The 19,892-nt window shown below is 47.6% G+C and carries 19 protein-coding genes; 12 read left to right on the top strand and 7 right to left on the bottom strand.

The features are described 5' to 3' along the window. Nucleotides 1-143 precede the first annotated feature (143 nt). The 3 genes from NC980_RS07060 (at nt 144) to NC980_RS07070 (ending at nt 2,249) form a co-directional block, all read left to right on the top strand. The gene (locus tag NC980_RS07060) at nt 144-461 is read left to right on the top strand and encodes a DUF2605 domain-containing protein (protein WP_190378214.1); all 318 of its coding nucleotides are present in this window, start codon (nt 144-146) and stop codon (nt 459-461) included. A 162-nt stretch (nt 462-623) separates the two neighbouring features. Further along, complete coding sequence (locus NC980_RS07065) at nt 624-920, top strand: DUF2973 domain-containing protein (protein ID WP_190378215.1); 297 nt, start codon at nt 624-626, stop codon at nt 918-920. 78 nt (nt 921-998) lie between these two features. Then, on the top strand, nt 999-2,249 hold the full coding sequence (locus tag NC980_RS07070; RefSeq protein WP_190378216.1) for a GTPase: 1,251 nt from the start codon (nt 999-1,001) through the stop codon (nt 2,247-2,249). Nucleotides 2,250-2,378: 129 nt separating this feature from the next. On the opposite strand, the gene NC980_RS07075 is transcribed toward NC980_RS07070, so the two are convergent. Further along, a complete protein-coding gene (locus NC980_RS07075) occupies nt 2,379-2,741 on the bottom strand; it encodes an iron-sulfur cluster assembly accessory protein (protein ID WP_190378217.1) in 363 nt (120 codons plus the stop codon). A 203-nt stretch (nt 2,742-2,944) separates the two neighbouring features. Here NC980_RS07075 and ric point away from each other — a divergent pair, with 203 nt between their 5' ends. Together ric and NC980_RS07085 are read left to right on the top strand one after the other, a co-directional pair. After that, a complete protein-coding gene (ric, locus tag NC980_RS07080) occupies nt 2,945-3,664 on the top strand; it encodes an iron-sulfur cluster repair di-iron protein (protein ID WP_190378218.1) in 720 nt (239 codons plus the stop codon). Nucleotides 3,665-3,775: 111 nt separating this feature from the next. Then, nucleotides 3,776-4,600, top strand: a complete 825-nt coding sequence (locus tag NC980_RS07085; RefSeq protein ID WP_190378219.1) for a YwiC-like family protein — start codon at nt 3,776-3,778, stop codon at nt 4,598-4,600. Between the two features lie 6 nt (nt 4,601-4,606). On the opposite strand, the gene NC980_RS07090 is transcribed toward NC980_RS07085, so the two are convergent. Further along, nucleotides 4,607-6,067: an MFS transporter gene (locus NC980_RS07090; protein ID WP_190378220.1), complete on the bottom strand. Its 1,461-nt coding sequence runs from the start codon at nt 6,065-6,067 to the stop codon at nt 4,607-4,609. Between the two features lie 40 nt (nt 6,068-6,107). Between NC980_RS07090 and NC980_RS07095 the strand changes: the two genes are divergently transcribed. From NC980_RS07095 to NC980_RS07105, 3 genes are read left to right on the top strand one after another with little or no spacing between them, the layout of a single operon-like run. Then, entirely contained in the window at nt 6,108-6,263 is a 156-nt protein-coding gene (locus NC980_RS07095; protein ID WP_190378221.1) for a hypothetical protein, read from the top strand. A gap of 42 nt (nt 6,264-6,305) precedes the next feature. Then, nucleotides 6,306-6,662, top strand: coding sequence for a hypothetical protein (locus NC980_RS07100; RefSeq protein ID WP_190378222.1), 357 nt, complete (start codon nt 6,306-6,308; stop codon nt 6,660-6,662). A gap of 59 nt (nt 6,663-6,721) precedes the next feature. After that, complete coding sequence (locus NC980_RS07105; RefSeq protein WP_190378223.1) at nt 6,722-7,576, top strand: hypothetical protein; 855 nt, start codon at nt 6,722-6,724, stop codon at nt 7,574-7,576. Nucleotides 7,577-7,588: 12 nt separating this feature from the next. Here NC980_RS07105 and NC980_RS07110 read toward each other — a convergent pair whose 3' ends face one another. The 3 genes from NC980_RS07110 to NC980_RS07120 all read right to left on the bottom strand — a co-directional run bounded on the left by NC980_RS07110 (nt 7,589) and on the right by NC980_RS07120 (nt 9,691). Next, nucleotides 7,589-7,768 (bottom strand): hypothetical protein, encoded by a 180-nt coding sequence (locus NC980_RS07110; RefSeq protein WP_190378224.1) that lies wholly within the window; start codon nt 7,766-7,768, stop codon nt 7,589-7,591. Between the two features lie 41 nt (nt 7,769-7,809). After that, nucleotides 7,810-8,160, bottom strand: coding sequence for a hypothetical protein (locus NC980_RS07115; RefSeq protein ID WP_190378225.1), 351 nt, complete (start codon nt 8,158-8,160; stop codon nt 7,810-7,812). A 376-nt stretch (nt 8,161-8,536) separates the two neighbouring features. Next, the gene (locus NC980_RS07120; protein ID WP_190378226.1) at nt 8,537-9,691 is read right to left on the bottom strand and encodes an aminotransferase class V-fold PLP-dependent enzyme; all 1,155 of its coding nucleotides are present in this window, start codon (nt 9,689-9,691) and stop codon (nt 8,537-8,539) included. 260 nt (nt 9,692-9,951) lie between these two features. On the opposite strand from NC980_RS07120, the gene NC980_RS07125 reads away from it, so the two are divergent. Together NC980_RS07125 and NC980_RS07130 are read left to right on the top strand one after the other, a co-directional pair. Next, the gene (locus NC980_RS07125) at nt 9,952-11,463 is read left to right on the top strand and encodes a TM0106 family RecB-like putative nuclease (protein ID WP_190378227.1); all 1,512 of its coding nucleotides are present in this window, start codon (nt 9,952-9,954) and stop codon (nt 11,461-11,463) included. 5 nt (nt 11,464-11,468) lie between these two features. Further along, entirely contained in the window at nt 11,469-12,251 is a 783-nt protein-coding gene (locus tag NC980_RS07130) for an MOSC N-terminal beta barrel domain-containing protein (RefSeq protein ID WP_190378228.1), read from the top strand. On the opposite strand, the gene NC980_RS07135 is transcribed toward NC980_RS07130, so the two are convergent. Next, complete coding sequence (locus NC980_RS07135; protein WP_242027094.1) at nt 12,231-13,061, bottom strand: nuclear transport factor 2 family protein; 831 nt, start codon at nt 13,059-13,061, stop codon at nt 12,231-12,233. The genes NC980_RS07130 and NC980_RS07135 overlap by 21 nt on opposite strands. A 752-nt stretch (nt 13,062-13,813) precedes the next feature. On the opposite strand from NC980_RS07135, the gene psbA reads away from it, so the two are divergent. Further along, entirely contained in the window at nt 13,814-14,896 is a 1,083-nt protein-coding gene (gene psbA / locus NC980_RS07140; protein WP_190378230.1) for a photosystem II q(b) protein, read from the top strand. Nucleotides 14,897-15,535: 639 nt separating this feature from the next. Next, complete coding sequence (locus NC980_RS07145) at nt 15,536-17,131, top strand: B12-binding domain-containing radical SAM protein (RefSeq protein ID WP_190378231.1); 1,596 nt, start codon at nt 15,536-15,538, stop codon at nt 17,129-17,131. A 171-nt stretch (nt 17,132-17,302) separates the two neighbouring features. Here the strand turns inward: NC980_RS07145 and recQ are convergent, their stop codons facing one another. After that, a complete protein-coding gene (recQ, locus tag NC980_RS07150) occupies nt 17,303-19,576 on the bottom strand; it encodes a DNA helicase RecQ (RefSeq protein WP_190378232.1) in 2,274 nt (757 codons plus the stop codon). Nucleotides 19,577-19,892: the final 316 nt, after the last annotated feature.

Genomic DNA, 19,892 nt, shown 5'->3' on the forward strand with positions numbered 1-19,892 from the left:
ACCGATCCCCTGCCATTGTGTGTTCAATCATTATGTGTTCAATCATCGCGTGCTCAATCTGTAGGGTTTCGGGGTAAGATGAGGAAAGGTTACGAAATGTAAAGAAAATAAGGAAACTCTGACGCAGGCTTCTGTTTTTAACGATGTTTAACTCAAATCTACCCGACCGAGACTTACTCAAAACTGTCTTAGAACCGCTGCTGGATGATTTTCAGTATTGGTTTTCGCGATCGCGCACTCTGCTTGAAACCGAAACCCTTTTCTTTCTCTCACCCAAAGAGCAAGCCAATCTGCTCGATCGTGTGATCCAGACGCAGCAGGAAGTTAACGCCGTTCAAGCCTTGCTCAAAGCGACCGACGGACAAGCAGGTGTTGATACTTCTGTTTTGGTCGCTTGGCATCAACTCGTGAGCGAATGTTGGCAAGTGAGTATGAAGCTGCGCTCCCAGAGATCCTCCTAGCGGCTTCAAACTCTCTCTTAAATGGGATGCCAGGATTTAACAAAATCTGAGAGACTATTAGATAATTAGAAAACCAATTTTCATACTTCCAGACGGGACTGACTTAATTTCTGTTTGGGTACATCTCTGTTTCGTCGTCCACTTGGCTTGGGAAAGAGGCATATGATACTGCACCTGCTTTACATTCTGGCGTTCACAACACTGGCATTCTTAGCCGTTGGTAATTTGATTCGGAATATGATGGCGCTGGGAATTGAGTCGCAGCGTCAGTATGCGCCGACTGCACGATCGCAAAATCGCCCGGTTCCCCATCCTGAACTGCTCGACGAAAACGGCAGAATGATCAATGAACCGCTGTTGGTGATGCGATCAATGAGCGTGGAAGATGCGCGTGAGCAATTGGACGCAATTTATAAATCTTCGCCAGGTGGGGAATCCGCCCCATCGGGAGACGACTAGCCCCAGGCACAAAAGCCATAATTTAGAGTAAGGCGCATTGATGACGATCGCGCCTTTTCTATTCTGTGGGGGTGAATCATGACAGGCGATCCTTCTTGGTGGAACCAGATTCGAGAAACAGTGGGACAAGGCGTTTCGGAAGTGGGCAAACGAGTTTCGATCGAGTCGCTTGCCCGATCTGTTTCCGGTTGGTTTCGAGTGGACGAAGCCGAAGTGCAGGAAATTTTGCGACAAGTGAGAGCGGAACTGCCGACGACTGAAGCGCTATTAGTCGGAAAACCGCAATCGGGGAAAAGCTCGATCGTGCGGAGTTTAACCGGAGTGTCAGCCGAAATTGTCGGTCAAGGATTCCGCCCGCATACGCAGTACACGCAGCAGTACAGCTATCCCACTCAAGAGTTACCTTTGCTTGTGTTTACGGATACGGTCGGTTTAGGCGACGGAATGCAAGAAACTTCAGAGGTGATCCGCGAATTAATCGGCGAACTCCAGCCTGATCAAACTCGTGCTAAGGTTTTGATTCTCACCGTAAAGATCAGTGACTTTGCCACCGATACTCTCAAACAAATCGCGAGCCAAATTCGCGCCAAACACTCTGAAGTCCCTTGCTTACTTGCTGTCACCTGTTTGCACGAATTGTATCCAGCCGAGGTGAGTGATCATCCTGACTATCCACCCAGTTTTGCGAATGTCGATCGCGCCTTTTCCACGATTCAGCAGAACTTTGCAGGATTGTTCGATCGTGCTGTCTTAATTGATTTCAGCCTAGAAGAAGACGAATTTCACCCGCCGTTTTATGGATTGGAAGCGTTCATCGAAGCGTTGTCGGAACTATTACCCGAAGCAGAAGCAAGAACGATCGCGCAACTGTTGAATGATCGAGATGAAGGCAAACAAATTGGGGAACTCTATCGCGATGCCGGACGGCGCTACATTTTGCCGTTTTCCGTGATGGCGGGGGCTGTGGCTGCGATTCCGATACCTCTGGCGACGATGCCTGTATTAACGGCGCTGCAAGTTTCGATGGTCGGTGCATTGGGGCAGTTGTACGGTCAGACCTTAACGCCATCGCAGGCAGGAGGAGTTGTGAGCGCGATCGCGGGGGGATTTGTGGCGCAAGCGATCGGGCGAGAATTGATTAAGTTTGTGCCGGGATTTGGCAGTGTGATTGCGGCATCTTGGGCGAGTGCGTACACTTGGGCACTGGGAGAAGCAGCTTGCGTGTATTTTGGGGATTTGCTCGGCGGGAAAAATCCCGACCCGCAGCGGATTCAAGCTGCGATGAAAGAATCGTTTCAGTTAGCAAAAGAGCGGTTCAAGCGACCTTGATCGGGTATTGAAGTGCGTTTAAAGCAGGGTGCAAGTTTGCCTGCAAAAAGTAACAGTGAAGTGGTAGCGATCGCGAACTAAATAAAATGAAGCGGGATTAGATTTAGATGTCTGATCCCGCTTGAAGAATTATGCCGAGAATGACTTACCGCAGCCGCAGGTTTGATTGGCGTTAGGGTTGGTGAACTGGAATCCGCCACCGATTAAAGCAGTGCTGTAATCTAGCATCAAGCCATAGAGATAAAGTAAGCTTTTCGGGTCGCACACAACTTTAAAGCCGTCATAATCAGAAACATGATCATCAGGGCGAATGTTGTTTGGATCTTCAAAATCCATGGTGTAGGACATTCCAGAGCAACCGCCGCCGCGCACACCGACGCGCAGACACAGATCTTTACCTTGCTGTTCTCGAAGCATCATTACGTGCTTTAGGGCGGATTCGCTCATTTGAATGCCGCGCTGGGGCTGAGTAGCTGGAGTAGTTTGAGTCATGCGATCGCTCCTACGAAATCCCAATTGAAACTGGTTATATCCCTATTTTAGCAATTCTGCTTTTGCAATCACGGGTTTCCGTGCGATCGACGATTAAAAGTTACGAAGATCATTCAATAACAAAGCCTATTTTTGATCTAAGTCAAGGCATTCACACAATGATTCCCCTACGCTTGAATTGTGAATGGTTCAAGGACAAAGCAATGACAACTTTTGAGATTAATAACACTGTCGGCGCGATCGTGCGTGATTATCCTGCTCTTTCGCGTCAGTTTGAACAAGTAAATATTGACTATTGTTGCGGTGGCAAAAGAACTTTAGAAGAAGCCTGTCGTCAACGCGGTATCGATCCTGAAGCATTCCTAACGCAGTTAGAGAACAATGCAGCTAAAGAACCTGCCTCGGAGATGAATTTGAGTGGTTTATCGTTGACCGCCCTAGCAAATCATATCGAGCAGACTCATCACGCCTATCTGCATACAGAACTTCCACGCCTCGAAAAGATGGTGACAAAAGTTGCTGCGGTGCATGGAGACAAAGAACCTCGTTTACTTGAAATCAGAAACGTCTTTCTAGAGCTATCGGCAGACCTGACAACCCATTTGCTTAAAGAAGAGCAAGTTTTGTTTCCGATAGTTCGACAGTTAGAAGCGAGTAATGGTCTCCCTATCTTTCATTGTGGTAGTTTGTGCAATCCTGTTTCTCGGATGGAACTTGAGCATGATGCTGCTGGACGTGCATTAGAAAAACTGCGCCAACTCACCAACAATTACACTCCGCCAGAATGGGCATGTAATACCTATCGATCGATGCTGAACGCGCTAGAGGCTTTTGAACAAGATATGCACCAGCACGTCCACAAAGAAAACAATGTGCTGTTTCCGGGTGCGATCGCATTAGAGCAAAAGTTTATCCACTCCTGATTAATGCTGTTCAAAATTCTAGTCATTCTGCATACTCTAGGAGCGACCGTCTGGACAGGTTGGGTGGGCTAGGTTGAAGATCAAGGTGCTGTAATCACAAAGGATAGTGCAATGACGCTTCCAGACTCTAGTTCGCTTCCAGAAAAAGCTTCTCACTCTTCTGGTCAGGCTTGGTATCGTCCGATCGTGTCACCCGAACATGGAGTCTATGTGATGTTGCTGGTGTCATTTCTCACTGGAGCGGCAGCCGCACAACATTGGACAGGGGCAACTACACTCGCACTAATTTCTGCATTTGCAGGATTTCAGGCAGAACATCCATTAGTGCTGCAAATCAAGCAGCGACGAAGTTGGAAACCTCGATTTTTAGCTTGGGGCGGACTGTATGCGGTTGTCTCACTTAGTATTGCAGCTTATTTATCTCTGCAAGCTTCTGAATTGTTGTGGTTGTATCTGGGCGCGATCGTCGCTTTTGCGGTCGATGCAATTTCAGTCTTTTACCGACAGCAAAAATCATTTGGTAACGAACTATTAACCTTTGCAGCCGTTTGTCTTGCCGCACCATTTGCTCATATTGCAACCGGTGGAGCTTTGACAGCTTCAATTGTAGGACTGTGGCTGTTGAACACTCTATTCTTTAGCAGTGCCATTTTTACGGTAAAGCTGCGTAAACCGAAAACAGCATCATTAACGCCAGCACTGATTTATCACGCGATCGCAACTTTGATGGTTTGTGGACTTTGGTACTACGGCTGGTTGAGCTTGTATTCAGCGATCGGGTTTGGTGTGGTTCTGCTGAAGTTTACTTTGATTTTGGCACGACGCAATTGGTATCAAACAACAGCAATTCAAAATGTTGCCATGCTTGAAACCAGTTCTGCATTGTTATTTTTGGCGATCGTGGCACTGTCCCTACTGCCTGCCCATCTCAACTAAAGATCTTCACGGCAGAATAGCGGTATCTTGAGAAGGATGAATCAACTGTTGCAGAAGCTGTTTGAGCGATCGTCGCTGTGGTTCCCGTAGCCAAATCAAAGGCAACAGTGCCAAAAGTCGCAACACACTAGAGAACACAAACAATCCCGTCATTCCGCCAACATCCGCAAACTGCGCGAACCACCCACCGACTAAAGCGCCCATTGCTCCAGCAACACCACTGATCGCGCCAGTAATTGCAAAATACTTCGTATGATGTTGAGTGGGTGCGATTTCAAGCTGCAAATTGTTGATGCACAAATCCACGGCTGCGATCGTTCCACCGCCTAATAGATGCAACATCGGAAACCAAAGCCAGATTGACAACGAACTTGCATCAGTTCCTAGCCACAGCACCGGAGTAACAGCAACCAGTATTCCATCTAGCAAGAGAATTGCTCGATTGCCGATTTGATCCGCTAATTTGCCCCAAAAGAACAGCATCAATAAATTGGCTCCAGCCCCCAAACCGTTATAGAGTGTGACCCAACTCAGATCGAGAGCCAAGTTATCCAGTAAGTACAAATTAAAAAACGGATTGCTCAGATTAATGCCAAACGCCCAAATGCTAAAATAAAGCAGGAACAGTAGAAAATGGAAGTTGTTTAGAATGCTGCGGGATGCGGTTTCTGGTGGATCGATCGTAAAAACTTCCTCAGCAATTGCACAATTCTGATCAACTTCTAATGTCTGCGAACAACGAGCCTGCGGATTTACATCGCTCATTCGAGACTGAAAGCCTAAACTAATCAACCCAGCCAAAACTCCCACAATCACCATCGCGCCATATCCTTCAATGCCGCCACCGCTCCAGCGCGACACCGTCACCCCCAAACAGGGCAAAGCCACTAAACTGGTGAGGCTGAAGGTACTATTGCGAAAGCCGAAATATCGTCCGCGCAGTTGTCGAGGCACTAATGTTGCTAACCAAGACAGCCAGGATGCCCCACCCAGTGCACCCAGAGTATGGGTTGCCAACATTACTGCTAACGTTGCCACAATCATTTGCTGAGGGTGTGTGGGGTGAACACTAAAGACAATGATTGCGATCGCTAACGGCAACCAAAGTAAGCGAGAAATACTATAAATCCATAGGCTGTAGCGCCGTCGGCTAGTTGTTGAATCTGCCCAATAAGCTCCTAAAGGTTGCAGTAAGTTTGCCAGCATCGGAATGGAAGCAAACATTCCGATCTGGATTGGTGTTGCTTTTAGCTCGACAAGAAAATTGCTCAGTAACACTCCACCCGTGATATTAGAGAAAATTGTTGCGAAAACACCATCCAACGTTGAAGCACGGAGGCTCGATCGAATTTCATCTTTGGAAGGTTTTGTAGCGAGAGTGGAGGGAACTGAAGTGGATATTGTCAGAAATTGTGCGGGAAGCTCTTCGAGTGGAGAAACACTCGTTTCGTCTAAATAATTTGTCACACAGGGTTAATCAAGCTCATCCCTTTCATTCAAGCACTTTATGGTGCCGATCAAATCGTCGGTTAGCGATGAAGATACTGAGTCGATGAATAGGCGAATGAGTACATTTCGCAACCAGCTTAATCTTCACAAGTTTCTCACGATCGCGATCTATCCTTGGCACATAAGAGAAGCAAGAGGCTACTGGAATGCTTAAGTGCTTCTGTATTCCATCTTTGCTTAAAGCGAGGTCTGTTTTATGTCAAAAACGATCGTTAACTTAACAGAACATCATATTCTTCAAGAAATCGAACGAGTCGTAGAAGACTATCCGCAACATCCATACCAACAAGCATTTTCTCATCCTGACTTCCGTCAGCAATTGTTAGTGTGGGTTTTAAACCGAGTTCCGAGTGTGTTTACCCTGGTTGAGGACACTCAAGAAGTCAGTGTTCATCCAACTTATGCTCCCTACTGTAGCGATCCGCAGTCTTGTACCGAGTTCGTCATTCGTCAGGGCATCGAAGAAATTTTGGTGCAGAATCAGCAAGAAATCGAACATTGCTTACCTGAAGAGGAAGATGCTGGGTTAGCGCCTTCTCACTGGTTCGGCTAATTGTGCATTCTTTGCTCCGCGCTGAGAAATAGAGGTTGTAACAGCATTAGGTTTTTCCTATGAAATGGCTTTCAGCATTTGTTTTAACTATCGTGCTGCTATTAACCAGCAGCGCGATCGCGCAGACCGATATCAACATCAACAATAAGAATTTAATTCGTTTGGGTGGAGATGTTACTGTTCTGGAGAAACAAGTCGTAGAAAATGCTCATGCAATCGGAGGATCGGTGACAGTACAACCGAATGCACGAGTGACGCAAACCGCGATCGCAATTGGCGGAAATGTCACCCTTAAGAGAGGCGCACGTGTAGATGGTGATGCTTATGCCGTTGGCGGTAACGTGGTGCAGGAAGAAGGAGCCACAATTGGTGGCGCGAAACAAACGTTTAATGAGGATGCAATGCGGGGAATGCAGCGCGATCGTCATTCCTTTTGGGCAGGTTACGCCGCTCACAGTATTTTTCGGATCATGAGCGCGATCGTTTCTGCCATTGCTGGCATGATTCTCCTCCGCGCTGCCCCCTCATTTCTGCCTAATTTGGCAGCAACCGTTCACCGCTATCCCAGCCAAAGTGCGTTATGGGGGATTGGAGCGTCTATCACTTTGGTTGCTCTCATCCTCTTTCTTGCAATTACTCTAATTGGTATTCCGTTGATCCCACTCTTGATTCTGGTTGCGAGTCTCGCCACCTTTGTTGGAACATTGGGCATCTCATTGTGGGTGGGTCAGCAAATTACAAAAAGCGACCAGCGCACTCGATTGCAACAGTTCTTGATCGGGTTGCTCATCATCACGCTCCTGTCTTTGGTTCCAGTTTTAGGCGGAATTGTGACCTTTATTGTGAGTCTATTTGGATTGGGAGCGTTACTTGCTTGGAAAGTGGGTAGAGTCCAGCCTTTGCTGATGGAATAATCTGCGATTGCTTTATTCGAGTGCGATCGACTGATCCTGAATAGGTCGGAGCTTTGCAGCAATCCATGGAGCCAGAAGCAGCAGGATTAGACCCATCAACATCAAACCCCCTTGAAACAAGTTGTAATCCGCAGCAATTCGCTCCCAAGAATAGCCCAGAATAAAGCGACCCAGAACAATCTCAAACGTCACTACCAAATCACCTCCGCTCTTCTAAGCTAGTGTGTTGTTCATTAGAGGATATTTAATGCGATCGCACTTCCCAAAAGCGCAGTTGTGATTCCAAGCGCAATGATCACCTGCTTTGGAGTGAAGCGCCGTTTTTGAACTGCTGGAGCAGATGGCGAAATTACGATCGCTGTAGCGGGTTCGATCGACGGGTCGGCTTTTTGAAGTTGGGTCTGATTGGCAATGGCGAGTGTCTCTAATTCTTGGTCTGAAGCAACTGTCTGTGCTGGTTCAACCGATGTGAATGGCTCAGACGAGTCTTGCGGTTCTGAAACTTGGGGATCTGAAACTTGAGGAATAGTATGGCGGTTCGGATCAAGTATTTTACGAGAATTATTTGGATGAAAGTTTGTCATAGCTACACCCTGATTCAAAATCAACTGGTTCAAAGTGATAGCAGCGATCGCATTTCAGGGGCAATTATTCTGATGATGTACAAGAAAGCTAATCTCTACATCAGTTACGAAATGATTTGCTCAGGGCGTAGAAGCTCGATATTCCCTGAAAAACTCCCATCGTTAGAATATGCAAAAAGTATGAGGAAGTTGTGAGCTTTAATTAGTCTCTCGTCTGTTAAGAAAGACCCTCATCCCCTCTTGCGGAGCATGGCGTTAGCCCTCTCCTTCTCCCTTGGAGAGAAAGAGAACCAGACTTCTAGTTCCCTCTCCTGTGGGAGAGGGTTGGGGTGAAGGCAGATTGACGGTCTTCTTTTTAATTAGGCTTGTCTACTTATCAACCAATAAACTTTTGAATCGTACTCATTAGCAAATCAATTTCGTTCTCCGTCGTAAAGTAGTGAACGCAAGCGCGAATACAATTCGGATTTAATATCACTCTCAAAAAAATACTTTTCTCCTCAAGAAACTGAACCAATTGAGAATGCTTTCCATCTACTAGCTGAAATGAAACTAATCCCGCTTCTGGAGCAGTTTGTTTTAAGCATTTCACATCTGATAGCTGATTTAACTGCTGCCATAGATAAGCACTCCGATCGCAAATCATCGGGTACCGCTCCTGAGCAAAGGGAGCATGAAACTCGATCGCTTCACGCAATGCTGAATATAACGGAATCGCTGAAGTGGCAATCTCATATTTGCGACCATCGGACTGAAACCGAACCGGATTTCCAGTAGCATCCGTAATCACACTCCGCCAGCCGATAAACGTCGGACTCAATCTTTCTCGCGCTTCAGGGCGAACATACAATCCACCCACACCCGCTGCACCACACCACCATTTATGCCCCGTAAACGCATAAAAATCAGCCTGCAACTCCGTAAGATTCAGCGGCAATACTCCGGCAGATTGTGCTGCATCAACCAGAACCTGCACCGATCGCGCATGACAAACTTCAACCATTTGCTTCAGCGGTAAAACTTGCCCAGTATTCCAAAGAATATGACTAACAACAAACAATTTAGTATTGGGTTGCAGGAATTGCTCAACGATCGCACAAGGATCACCCGAATTCAGAGTCTCCAACAAGGGGCAGAGCGTTACTTCCAAATTAAATCGCCGCTGAAGTTCGCGGACTGCTGCCACAATTCCTTGATGTTCACAATCGCTGATTAAGATGTGATCTCCTGCCTTCCAATCAATGCCCCACAGCGCAATATTGCATCCGACAGAAACATCTTCAGTGAGGGTAATCGTGTCAGCAGTTGTGCCAAGTTCCTTTGCGATCGCCTCCCGCGTTAAATTCCCTTCCTGCACAATCCAAGCATTCGCCGTACTCGAAAACGGGCCTAATTCCTGAAATCGATCGTGGGCTTCATGCAGCGCCGCGATCGCAGGTCTTGGCATTGTGCCTTGTCCACCATAGTTAAAATAAGCTTTGCCTTTGAGATAGGGAAATTCGCTGCGGTGCTGATCGAGTTGAGACAACATGGTAGAAGGCGATTGATCTGTTTTCTAAACATAACAAAAGGAGCAGCGCCGCGCTCTGTCACTCCTGGCAGTCCAGTTAATTTTGCATCAAGAAATAAAACTTCATTAAGGTATCACTTAATCCCTCATTAATTTTGAATTGCTATTATAGGGAGAATGAGCACGATTAACGTTAACTTTCTGCAATTCTCGCTTTAGAATTAGACATAATCGATGCCTCTGGTTGATGCCGCAGTCCGCTACCTTCTACCTTTATAGAGATGTTCATCACCGCCGACCTGCTGCTAAATTATCAACGCTGTAGCCGCCGAGCTTTTCTCGATCGATATGGGAATGTGGAACAAAAAGACCCCCCTAACGATTACCTGCTAAAGCTGATACAAGATAGTGCAGAAAATCGGCGACAAGTCCTTTCGACCCAAGAGCATCGAGAGCCTAGGTATCAATCAGGCGACTGGCAAAAAGGCGCAGAAGAAACTTTAAAGTTAATGCGGGAAGGAGTCGAGCGAATTTATCAGCCTGTGTTGCTGGCTGAGGAAGCAGGCGTTACGCTCGTGGCCAATCCTGACCTGCTAGAAAAACAACCGGGACAATCCATCTTTGGCGATTGGATTTATGTGCCAAGCGAAATTAAATTGAGCAAGCGCCCAAAGCAAGAGTATCAAATTGTTGTGGCGTATTTTGCCAAGGTACTCGCAGCAGTTCAGGGGGCTTGGGTCGAGGAAGCTTGGTTAATTTTGAAAGAGCGCGGCGCGTTTTCAGTGGACTTATGGGAAACTGTTCCCCGCATGGAGGCGATTCTTGCCAATTGCATTCAAACTATAGCGCAGCAACACGAACCGGAAGTCTTTATCTCTCGGAGTCGCTGTAGTTTGTGCCATTGGTTTAGTCATTGTTACGCGATCGCCAAATCCGAACAGCATCTTTCTTTACTTCCAGGGGTGACGCAACCTCGCTACGTTCAACTGCAAGCCCTCAATCTCACGACCCTCGAAGCTCTTGCAGAAACGCCTCCTGCCCGTCTTGAACCCCTTCCTGGCTTTGGCAGCGAGACGGCGCACAAAATTGTTCGACAGGCGCGATCGACGCTGCAAGATACCGCACTTTTAGGCGAAAGTCTTGCCGCTCACACCGTTGGTAAACGACCGTTCCGAATGCCAACGATTCCCACTGCCGCGATCGAGCTTTATTTTGATATCGAAGCCGAGCCAAGTTTGAACCTAGTCTACCTGCACGGAATATTAGTCGTCGATCGGATAAGCCAGACCGAAACCTTCCACGCCTTACTGGCAGAAACTCCTGAAGAAGAATCAATAGCGTGGCAAAAACTGATTGACTTACTATGGGCGTATCCGAATGCGCCCATTTTTCATTTTTGCCCCTATGAAGTGCAAACCGTTGAACGACTTGGAAAGCTGTTTGAAACGCCAGAGGAATTAATTCGACCGTTGTTAGCCCGATTTATTGACTTGCATGATTGTGTGACTCAGACCGTGACGCTTCCTGTGGAAAGCTATGCACTCAAGCACATTGCTCGTTGGGTTGGGTTTGACTGGCGCGATTCGAGTGCAAATGGGGCGCAGTCGATCTATTGGTACGCCCAGTGGTTAACGACAGGCGATCGCAGTTATTTAGAGTCAATTTTGATTTATAACGAGGATGACTGCCGCGCCACCTATCAGGTGAAAGAATGGCTGGTGAATTTTTTGAATCACGCGACTACTTCGTGCAGCGGAACGATCGCGCACAATGAATTAGGTTACGCAGTGTAATTCCTATGGCAAAACTTGAAACAATTCTGATTTACCCAATCAAGTCTCTCGATGCAATTTCGGTAAGTCAGGCAAAAATTCTACCGGGCGGCAGCTTGGAACACGATCGAGAATTCTGCATTGTCGATCAATCCGACAACTGGGTAAACGGCAAACGTACCGCAAGGATTCACCAAATCCGATCGCAGTTCGATCTTAAAGCGCGAATTGTGACGCTCTCGGTGCAGAACGATCGTCCGGTGAGCTTTCACCTCGATCACGGTCGGAGCGGCATCGAAGGCTGGTTGAGTGATTATTTTGGCTTTCGGGTATTTCTCAAGCAAGATCTCACGACTGGATTTCCAGATGATCCGGTATCGCCAGGGCCGACGATCGTCAGCGTTGCAACCCTGAAACAAGCCGCTTCTTGGTTTGAAGGAATGACGCTTGCAGGAATGCGATCGCGCCTCCGCACAAACTTAGAGCTTTCTGAAGTTCCGGCATTCTGGGAAGAACAGCTTTACTCAGCAAATAAACGTTCGACCACCTTTCAGGTTGGTGAAGTCGAAATTCAAGGAATTAATTCCTGTCAGCGCTGCATCGTCCCGACCCGTGATGCCATTTCAGGAGAACCTTATCCCCAATTTCAAAAAATATTCAACACACAACGCAAAGAAGAACTTCCCAACTGGGTGCCAAAAGAGCAATTCAATCACTACTATCGTATGGCAGTCAACACTCGAATCGCCCCTTCTGAAGCCGGGAAAGTTCTCAAAGTCGACGATCGTTTATCGCGCCGGACGAGTTGATCCTGCCGCAATCACATTCAATCGCTGTGTCACCATCGTCATGCCGCCATGCCGAACCAGCACAGCCGATATCCATTGAGAGCCAGCAGTATTCGGTGCTTTACCGACTTTGAACAGTCCGCCAGAAGTCAGCAAATCTAGATCGACTGTTGCAGGCTTGAGATATCCATTGGCATTGACAGGCTCTTGCACCACTGCACCCAGCAGCAAGTCATTCTCAAGCGGCTCCTGCACGATCGCATCAAAGTTAAATTCCTGTCCGGTTCGCACCTGCTCCGGTAGATTCACCTTCACCAAGGGCGGCTTCTCTCCAGTTGTAATCAAGTTGCTCTCAGACAGAACTTCCTGGCGCACGATCTTCTGGTTCTGGAACTGTTGGCGCGATCGCAGAGTTGCGTTTAATTTGACCTGCTGTCCGTCCTTTGTCTGACTTCCTGTAATCTGAGTGAGGGTCTCTGCCTGAATTCCATTTGCACTCGATCGCCAGGAGGTCAGCTCTGTTTTATAGGTCAGATTCGGGTATTGTTTCCACAGTTGCGCGAGAGACTGTTCCAGCGATCGGCGATTCAGTCCATCAGAATGCGTAAAGTTTGGACTATAGAACTGGAGCACCTCTTGAACATTTCTACGGTTTGCAGCAGCATCGAGTTGCGTTAATGCTTGTCTGAGTTCTTGGGGGGCGGTGGCTGGAGTGCTAGCAATGGATCGATCGCTCCCGACAGATCCTGACGTGATCGCAAGACCCAAGCTCAGTAGAAATAAAATTTGCCGAGACCGGACGCTCAGCGGGGCAGAAACTCTCAAGCGCATAAGCACACTCATCCAACAACAAACTTGTAATCACTATACACGCGAAATTCAAAGCAAACCGAACTTCTACGCTTCAAGCGGTGTCCATTCTGCCTGATAGATGCCGACAGTATTGATCGGATGATGAGCAGATCGATCGGTATAGCAGTGATGATCTGCCGAAAAAGGAATGATTTTAGCTAGTGCAGAGTCATAGCTTAACTTTAGACTAAGCACAGTCGGAAAGAGTTATCATGTGATACCAAATCTTCAAATCCTCGCTACAGAGCTCGGTCTCGCTACAGCTCTGGGTAAAGACGCGATTAGAAGTTACACAGAGGAGGCTGATTTATCGCAGGGCTTTTGAAAAGATGCGAGCTATGAAGTTAGCTAAACTCTCATCTATCTTAAGAAAACTCTCCAAATAAACTTAATTATTCGTTCCACTTTATGTAACAGCTATTTCACAAACAAATGTAAGTTTATTTTGTAAAGAAGTTTATCGATAGGTGTACTTAAGGTTTAATAACCAATGCCTTCGTATTAGTAAAACGATTTTGTTTGCATTTCTTAGCAGTCAAAATAGCCGCTAGCTTCTACTTACGAACTTTTGCTAAATAAGATTGATTAATCAAGTAACAGTTAGACACAAAATTTCATAAGTAGACACTAGAAAAATAAAGATAGATATCCATAAGATGAGGTCAGGTAAATAACGGATTCCGAAGTTTGCCGAATCGTACTTCTTGTATTTTTTAGTAATCATCAAAACCATGACCACAACATTACAAAGACGCGAAAGCGGCAATGTGTGGGAGCGCTTCTGTAACTGGGTAACTTCAACCGATAACCGAATCTACGTCGGCTGGTTCGGCGTGTTGATGATCCCCACCTTACTTTCTGCGACCATCTGCTACATCATCGCCTTCGTCGCTGCTCCTCCTGTAGACATCGATGGCATCCGCGAACCCGTCGCCGGCTCCTTGCTCTACGGCAACAACATCATCTCCGGTGCCGTTGTTCCGTCCTCGAACGCGATCGGTCTGCACTTCTACCCGATTTGGGAAGCCGCATCGCTCGACGAGTGGCTGTACAATGGTGGCCCTTACCAACTGGTCGTATTCCACTTCCTCATCGGCGTATTCGCTTACCTCGGTCGCCAATGGGAACTCTCCTACCGTCTCGGTATGCGTCCTTGGATCTGCGTTGCTTACAGCGCTCCAGTGTCTGCTGCAACCGCCGTGTTCTTGATCTACCCGATCGGACAAGGTTCGTTCTCGGATGGAATGCCCCTCGGTATCTCTGGAACCTTCAACTTCATGATCGTCTTCCAAGCCGAGCACAACATCTTGATGCACCCGTTCCACATGCTCGGCGTTGCTGGTGTATTCGGCGGGTCGCTTTTCTCAGCGATGCACGGTTCACTCGTGACCTCCTCGCTGGTACGTGAGACCACCGAAGCAGAAAGCCAAAACTACGGCTACAAGTTCGGGCAAGAAGAAGAGACCTACAACATCGTGGCAGCACACGGCTACTTCGGTCGGTTGATCTTCCAATACGCCTCGTTCAACAACTCTCGCGCACTGCACTTCTTCTTGGGTGCATGGCCAGTCGTATGTATCTGGTTTACTGCACTGGGTATTTCGACGATGGCGTTCAACCTGAACGGATTCAACTTCAACCAGTCGATTTTGGATTCTCAAGGTCGCGTGGTGAATACCTGGGCAGACATGATCAACCGTGCGAACCTGGGGATGGAAGTGATGCACGAGCGTAACGCTCACAACTTCCCGCTTGACTTGGCTGTAGGGGATCAAACACCTGTTGCAGTACAAGCTCCGGCAATCAACGGCTAGTTGATAAAAAATTGTGGAGGTTACTCTTGCAAGTAACTCTCCACAACATAACCCTTGATTGAAAGATATCCCTCAGTTTTGGCTGGGGGATTTCTTGCTTTAAACTAGCTTACACTTAACAAAAGTTAAAGTTAAGCTTTGCGTCAGCGTTGAGCGGCGATCGCGATCCTTTCCGCATCATTCACGGATAACGACTGTCCGCTGCACATTTAGCAGGATGCACTGAGGCGGCACCCCTTGAACAACGCTTGAGGAGCCATTTAGGATGAAATGAGGGAAAATTGGCGTTGCTGAATGATGACATGAATTCCGGGTTTGCCCTCATTCCCAACCCTTCTCCCTAGGGAGAAGGGAGCTAGAAATACTCTTGTTCCCTCTCCCTGGGGAGAGGGTTAGGGTGAGAACAGCAACCCATTTAAACGAAGAAAACATACCGCTATTCAGCAACGCCGGAAAATTCAGTCTCTTTCAATTTGCTTGGTCACGTCACGATTGACAAGAAATGCTCTAGCTTACGCTAATCTTGACGGAATCACAGCGAAGTCGATCGTTTTGGCATGATCGCGAAAATTTGCAGGACGGGGTAAGCTTGAGTGGCTCCGTACCAGTCATCAGTCTTGGTGTGAGGTTTTTTGATTAATGAAAGTTTTACTTCTTTACCCGCTGTTTCCAGAGTCGTTCTGGTCTTTCAATAAAGCGTTAGAACTGATCGATCGCAAGGCATCTCTGCCTCCGCTTGGCATGATTACTGTTGCTGCTATCTTGCCGCAGACCTGGGAATTTCGGCTGATTGACCGTAATGTGCGATCGGAAACAGATGCCGATTGGGAATGGGCCGATTTGGTGATTTTATCGGGCATGATTGTGCAGAAGCCCGACTTGTTACATCTCATTCACGAAGCAAAACGGCGGGGTAAATTAGTAGCGGTTGGGGGTCCCTATGTCACCTCTGTACCGGATGCAGCCCGTGATGCTGGCGCTAACTTTTTGGTGCTGGATGAGGGAGAGATTACCTTACCAATGCTGGTAGAGGCACTGGAACGGGGGGAAACATCAGGGATTCTTCGCGCTCCTTTGGGTGAAAAGCCAGATGTATCTGCTTCTCCTATCCCCCGTTTTGACTTGCTCGACCTCAACGCCTACATCGAGATGTCTGTTCAGTTTTCGCGAGGATGCCCCTTTCAGTGCGAATTCTGCGACATCATCGTTCTCTACGGACGGAAGCCACGCACAAAAACCCCGGCTCAACTGCTGGCAGAACTGCAAACTCTTTATGATCTCGGTTGGCGGCGATCGGTCTTCGTAGTCGATGACAACTTCATTGGCAATAAGCGCAACGTCAAACTCCTGCTCCGTGAACTGGGCCCCTGGATGGCAGCACACAAGTACCCATTCCGGTTAAGTACAGAAGCCTCGGTTGATCTGGCGCAGGATGAGGAACTACTAGACCTGATGGTGCGGGCAAACTTCACTGCTGTCTTTCTGGGGATTGAAACGCCCGATACAGAGAGCTTGGCGATGACCCAAAAGTTTCAAAACACGCGCAATTCGCTGGTCGAAGCGGTGCAAACCATTAACCGGAAAGGCTTGTCTGTGATGGCGGGCTTTATCCTGGGGTTTGATGGTGAGAAACCGGGGGCTGGCGATCGCATTATCCAATTTGTCGAAGCGACTGCCATTCCCAAAGCTATGTTTGGGATGCTTCATGCCCTACCAAATACCGCTTTGTGGCATCGGCTGGAAAAGGAAGGTCGTTTGCTGGCATCAAGCAAAGATCTGAGCGGGCAACAGATGGGGCTGATGAATTTTATCCCCACTCGCCCGATCGCCGACCTGGCGCGGGAGTATGTCAATTGTTTTTGGGAACTGTATGAACCCAGCCGCTATCTTGCACGGGTGTATCGCCACTTTATGAATATGCAGCCAGCGCCCCACAAACGCCCCTTTCAGATGTTGGAGTGGGTGGAACTACGAGCGGTGCTAACGATTTGCTGGCGACAGGGAATCAAGCGTAGTACGCGTGTCCAGTTTTGGTATCAGCTTTTTTCCATGCTGCGGCGCAATCCAGGGGCATTTGTGCCCTACATGAGTAACTGCGGCTTGCTAGAGCATTTTCTTCACTACCGTCAGCTGGTGCGTAGTGAAGTAGAAACTCAGTTAGCTAGCTATCTAACCGAGGCAGCAGTCCATCAATCAGCTCAACCAGATGCGGTAGCCAGCGAGATCGCTCGCTAGAAGGTACGTTGTTGGTTGTAGGAGCATCTAAGTGATCGGGAAAGCTAACCCAGCGGATCAAATTCGTGTAACTCTCTCAGACCTCCATCTCACAACCAGCAACTAACCGCTTTGCGACAGTACCACGACACCCCACTTCACAGTCTGGAAAATTCTTCAGAATTTCAAAGTCTAATGCTGCTGGGCATTCCACCAAGATCGCACCAGTCGAATTTCATCCCATCCGTAAGTTTCATCTAATCGCTCACGAATTTTAGCCAGTGAGAATTCATCGGCTTGCTGAACCGCTTCGAGAATTTTAGCTTGTCGATCGCGTGCGACTAAGCGATCGAGATCGATCGGATATTTCATCTCGATTAGTTCTGCTAAATGCGTCATCACTGTACTAAGTCGGAGATTTCGCTCCTCGGCAATGTCCGCAGGCTTCTTGCCGCGCTGAAATAGTTCAAGCGTGTAAAGCTGAGTGTAAGTTGCTTCATTCGCACTCGGCGGAACTGGAACCGAGTCGAGCTTTGTGACTTTTGGGTCAAGCTGAATAACGGTTGGCTCCGGTGTGGTTTCGGTCTGAATGGGTAAACCGTTTTCCTGGCGGAACGATCGAATTTCCGTCAGAAAGACTTCCCCATACTGGGCTAGCTTGCGGCTTCCAACCCCGGAAATGTTAAGAAACTGTTGACGAGTTTGGGGCTGCTGCTGCGACATCAACCGTAAGCTTGCATTCGAGAACACGACGTAAGGCGGAACGGATTGTTCATCGGCTAACCGCTTTCGTAGTTTTTGCAAACGATCGAACAATGCTTCAGATTCAGGCGTATCAACCACAGAAATGGTCGGAACCGTTAATGCAGGCTTGGGTTTATCAATGGCAACCATCACAGAACGCTGTCCCCGCAGCACTTCCCAACTTAATTCATTTAGTTTCAGCACTGAATAACCGTCTGTGGTCTCATCCACTAATCTTTGATGAATCAACGATCGACCTAACAGCTTCCATTCTTCAGCACTGATATCTTTACCAATCCCATAGGTGCTGAGTGTGTTGTGATTGTTCTTCATCACACGATCGTTTTTAGAGCCGCGAAGAACATCGATCGTATGTGCCATTCCAAAGGTTCGACCCCGTTGATCAAATCGCGCTATACAAGAGAGAAATTTCTGTGCAGCAACTGTCCAATCTTCGACAGGTTTTGGATATTTGCAGTTATCGCAGTTATCACAGTTTCCGGGAAAGTCTTCACCAAAGTAGGAAAGCTGAATCGTGCGGCGGCATTCGGTTGCTTCTGCAAAGTTGATCACTCGGCGCAATTGTTGTGTTGCAATGCGCTGTTCATCTTCAAGCGGATCGCCTATGTTTGGATCAACTTTTTGCGAAATGATGTACTCGATCGTTTTTACATCAGCATAGCTATAAAACAAGGTACAAGTCGAAAGTTCTCCGTCTCGTCCGGCTCTGCCTGATTCTTGATAGTAGCCTTCGATATTTTTGGGAATATCGTAGTGAATCACAAATCTAACATCTGGCTTGTTAATTCCCATGCCGAATGCGATCGTTGCCACAATCACCCGCACATCATCCCGAATAAATCGCGTTTGATTCTCTTTACGGGTTTCTGCGTCTAGTCCTGCATGATAAGGAAGTGCTGCAATTCCGTCCTGCTTCAATCTTGCAGCGATTTCCTCAACTCGTTTTCGGCTCAAACAGTAAATAATGCCTGCGCCCGGAGTTTCTTTAATTTGTTTAACCACTTCTTGATAAGCAGTCTTTGTTTTCGGGCGGACTTCGTAATAAAGGTTGGTTCGATTAAAGCTCGAAACATGAATTCGTGGTTCATGTAAGTTCAACTGCTGAACAATGTCTTCTCGAACTCGATGCGTCGCCGTTGCCGTTAAAGCAATGATTGGAATGTTGGGATAGCGCGATCGTAGAATGCTTAATTGGCGATATTCCGGTCGAAAGTCGTGCCCCCATTCAGAAACACAGTGCGCTTCGTCGATCGCAAATGCTGAAATCCCTACGCGCTCTGTAATATGGGGCATTACACCTTGCAAAAAGTCCTCGCTTAGCAATCGCTCTGGTGCAACGTAAAGCAGCTTAATTCGTCCTTCCATTACAGCGCGTCCTCGCGATCGGCGTTCTTCTGCCGACAAACTACTATTGAGAAACGTCGCTGCAATCCCGTTATCGCGTAACAATTCCACCTGATCCTGCATCAATGCAATTAGTGGAGACACTACGATCATCAATCCGGGTTTGAGCAAGGCTGGAAGCTGAAAACAAATCGACTTCCCGCCCCCGGTTGGCATAATCACCAACTGATCGCGATTTGAGAGTGTGTGTTCGATAATTTCACGCTGACCTGGACGAAAACTGTCATACCCAAAGTAATGTTTGAGTGCCTCTTCGAGCGATGGAGATTCGAGTGCGAGCGGCAAGGACGTAGACATATTTCGGGGGTCAGCAACGCTATTGCTTAGAATGCCCCAAGTGTTGGAGCGCTGTAACTGCAATAGAATAGCAGTACCAGTTTAGGATAACAAGAAAATTTTAGGAGTTTGACGGGCTAGACAACAATGGCTCTTCAAAATTATGTCAACTCCTAAATCTTCTCAAGACAGTTCTGCGATCGTACTCAAATCATCTCAACCAGAAAATTCATCTTGGGTCAGACACTTGAGAAATGGAGTGGCGATCGTCCTCACCCATCATTAGATTTGAAGCATTAATCGAGTCGAGCACGATCATCCAAATCAACTTGCAGCT

Source organism: Leptolyngbya sp. AS-A5, from assembly GCF_039962495.1.
Lineage (GTDB): Bacteria > Cyanobacteriota > Cyanobacteriia > Leptolyngbyales > Leptolyngbyaceae > Leptolyngbya.

What these genes read in the sequence shown, in the direction of transcription:
- NC980_RS07060 (WP_190378214.1), top strand. Translation starts at nt 144, where the DNA reads ATGTTTAACTCAAATCTACCCGACCGAGACTTACTCAAAACTGTCTTA.
- NC980_RS07065 (WP_190378215.1), top strand. Translation starts at nt 624, where the DNA reads ATGATACTGCACCTGCTTTACATTCTGGCGTTCACAACACTGGCATTC.
- NC980_RS07070 (WP_190378216.1), top strand. Translation starts at nt 999, where the DNA reads ATGACAGGCGATCCTTCTTGGTGGAACCAGATTCGAGAAACAGTGGGA.
- NC980_RS07075 (WP_190378217.1), bottom strand. Translation starts at nt 2,741, where the DNA reads ATGACTCAAACTACTCCAGCTACTCAGCCCCAGCGCGGCATTCAAATG.
- ric (WP_190378218.1), top strand. Translation starts at nt 2,945, where the DNA reads ATGACAACTTTTGAGATTAATAACACTGTCGGCGCGATCGTGCGTGAT.
- NC980_RS07085 (WP_190378219.1), top strand. Translation starts at nt 3,776, where the DNA reads ATGACGCTTCCAGACTCTAGTTCGCTTCCAGAAAAAGCTTCTCACTCT.
- NC980_RS07095 (WP_190378221.1), top strand. Translation starts at nt 6,108, where the DNA reads ATGGTGCCGATCAAATCGTCGGTTAGCGATGAAGATACTGAGTCGATG.
- NC980_RS07100 (WP_190378222.1), top strand. Translation starts at nt 6,306, where the DNA reads ATGTCAAAAACGATCGTTAACTTAACAGAACATCATATTCTTCAAGAA.
- NC980_RS07105 (WP_190378223.1), top strand. Translation starts at nt 6,722, where the DNA reads ATGAAATGGCTTTCAGCATTTGTTTTAACTATCGTGCTGCTATTAACC.
- NC980_RS07115 (WP_190378225.1), bottom strand. Translation starts at nt 8,160, where the DNA reads ATGACAAACTTTCATCCAAATAATTCTCGTAAAATACTTGATCCGAAC.
- NC980_RS07120 (WP_190378226.1), bottom strand. Translation starts at nt 9,691, where the DNA reads ATGTTGTCTCAACTCGATCAGCACCGCAGCGAATTTCCCTATCTCAAA.
- NC980_RS07125 (WP_190378227.1), top strand. Translation starts at nt 9,952, where the DNA reads ATGTTCATCACCGCCGACCTGCTGCTAAATTATCAACGCTGTAGCCGC.
- NC980_RS07130 (WP_190378228.1), top strand. Translation starts at nt 11,469, where the DNA reads ATGGCAAAACTTGAAACAATTCTGATTTACCCAATCAAGTCTCTCGAT.
- NC980_RS07135 (WP_242027094.1), bottom strand. Translation starts at nt 13,061, where the DNA reads ATGCGCTTGAGAGTTTCTGCCCCGCTGAGCGTCCGGTCTCGGCAAATT.
- psbA (WP_190378230.1), top strand. Translation starts at nt 13,814, where the DNA reads ATGACCACAACATTACAAAGACGCGAAAGCGGCAATGTGTGGGAGCGC.
- NC980_RS07145 (WP_190378231.1), top strand. Translation starts at nt 15,536, where the DNA reads ATGAAAGTTTTACTTCTTTACCCGCTGTTTCCAGAGTCGTTCTGGTCT.
- recQ (WP_190378232.1), bottom strand. Translation starts at nt 19,576, where the DNA reads ATGTCTACGTCCTTGCCGCTCGCACTCGAATCTCCATCGCTCGAAGAG.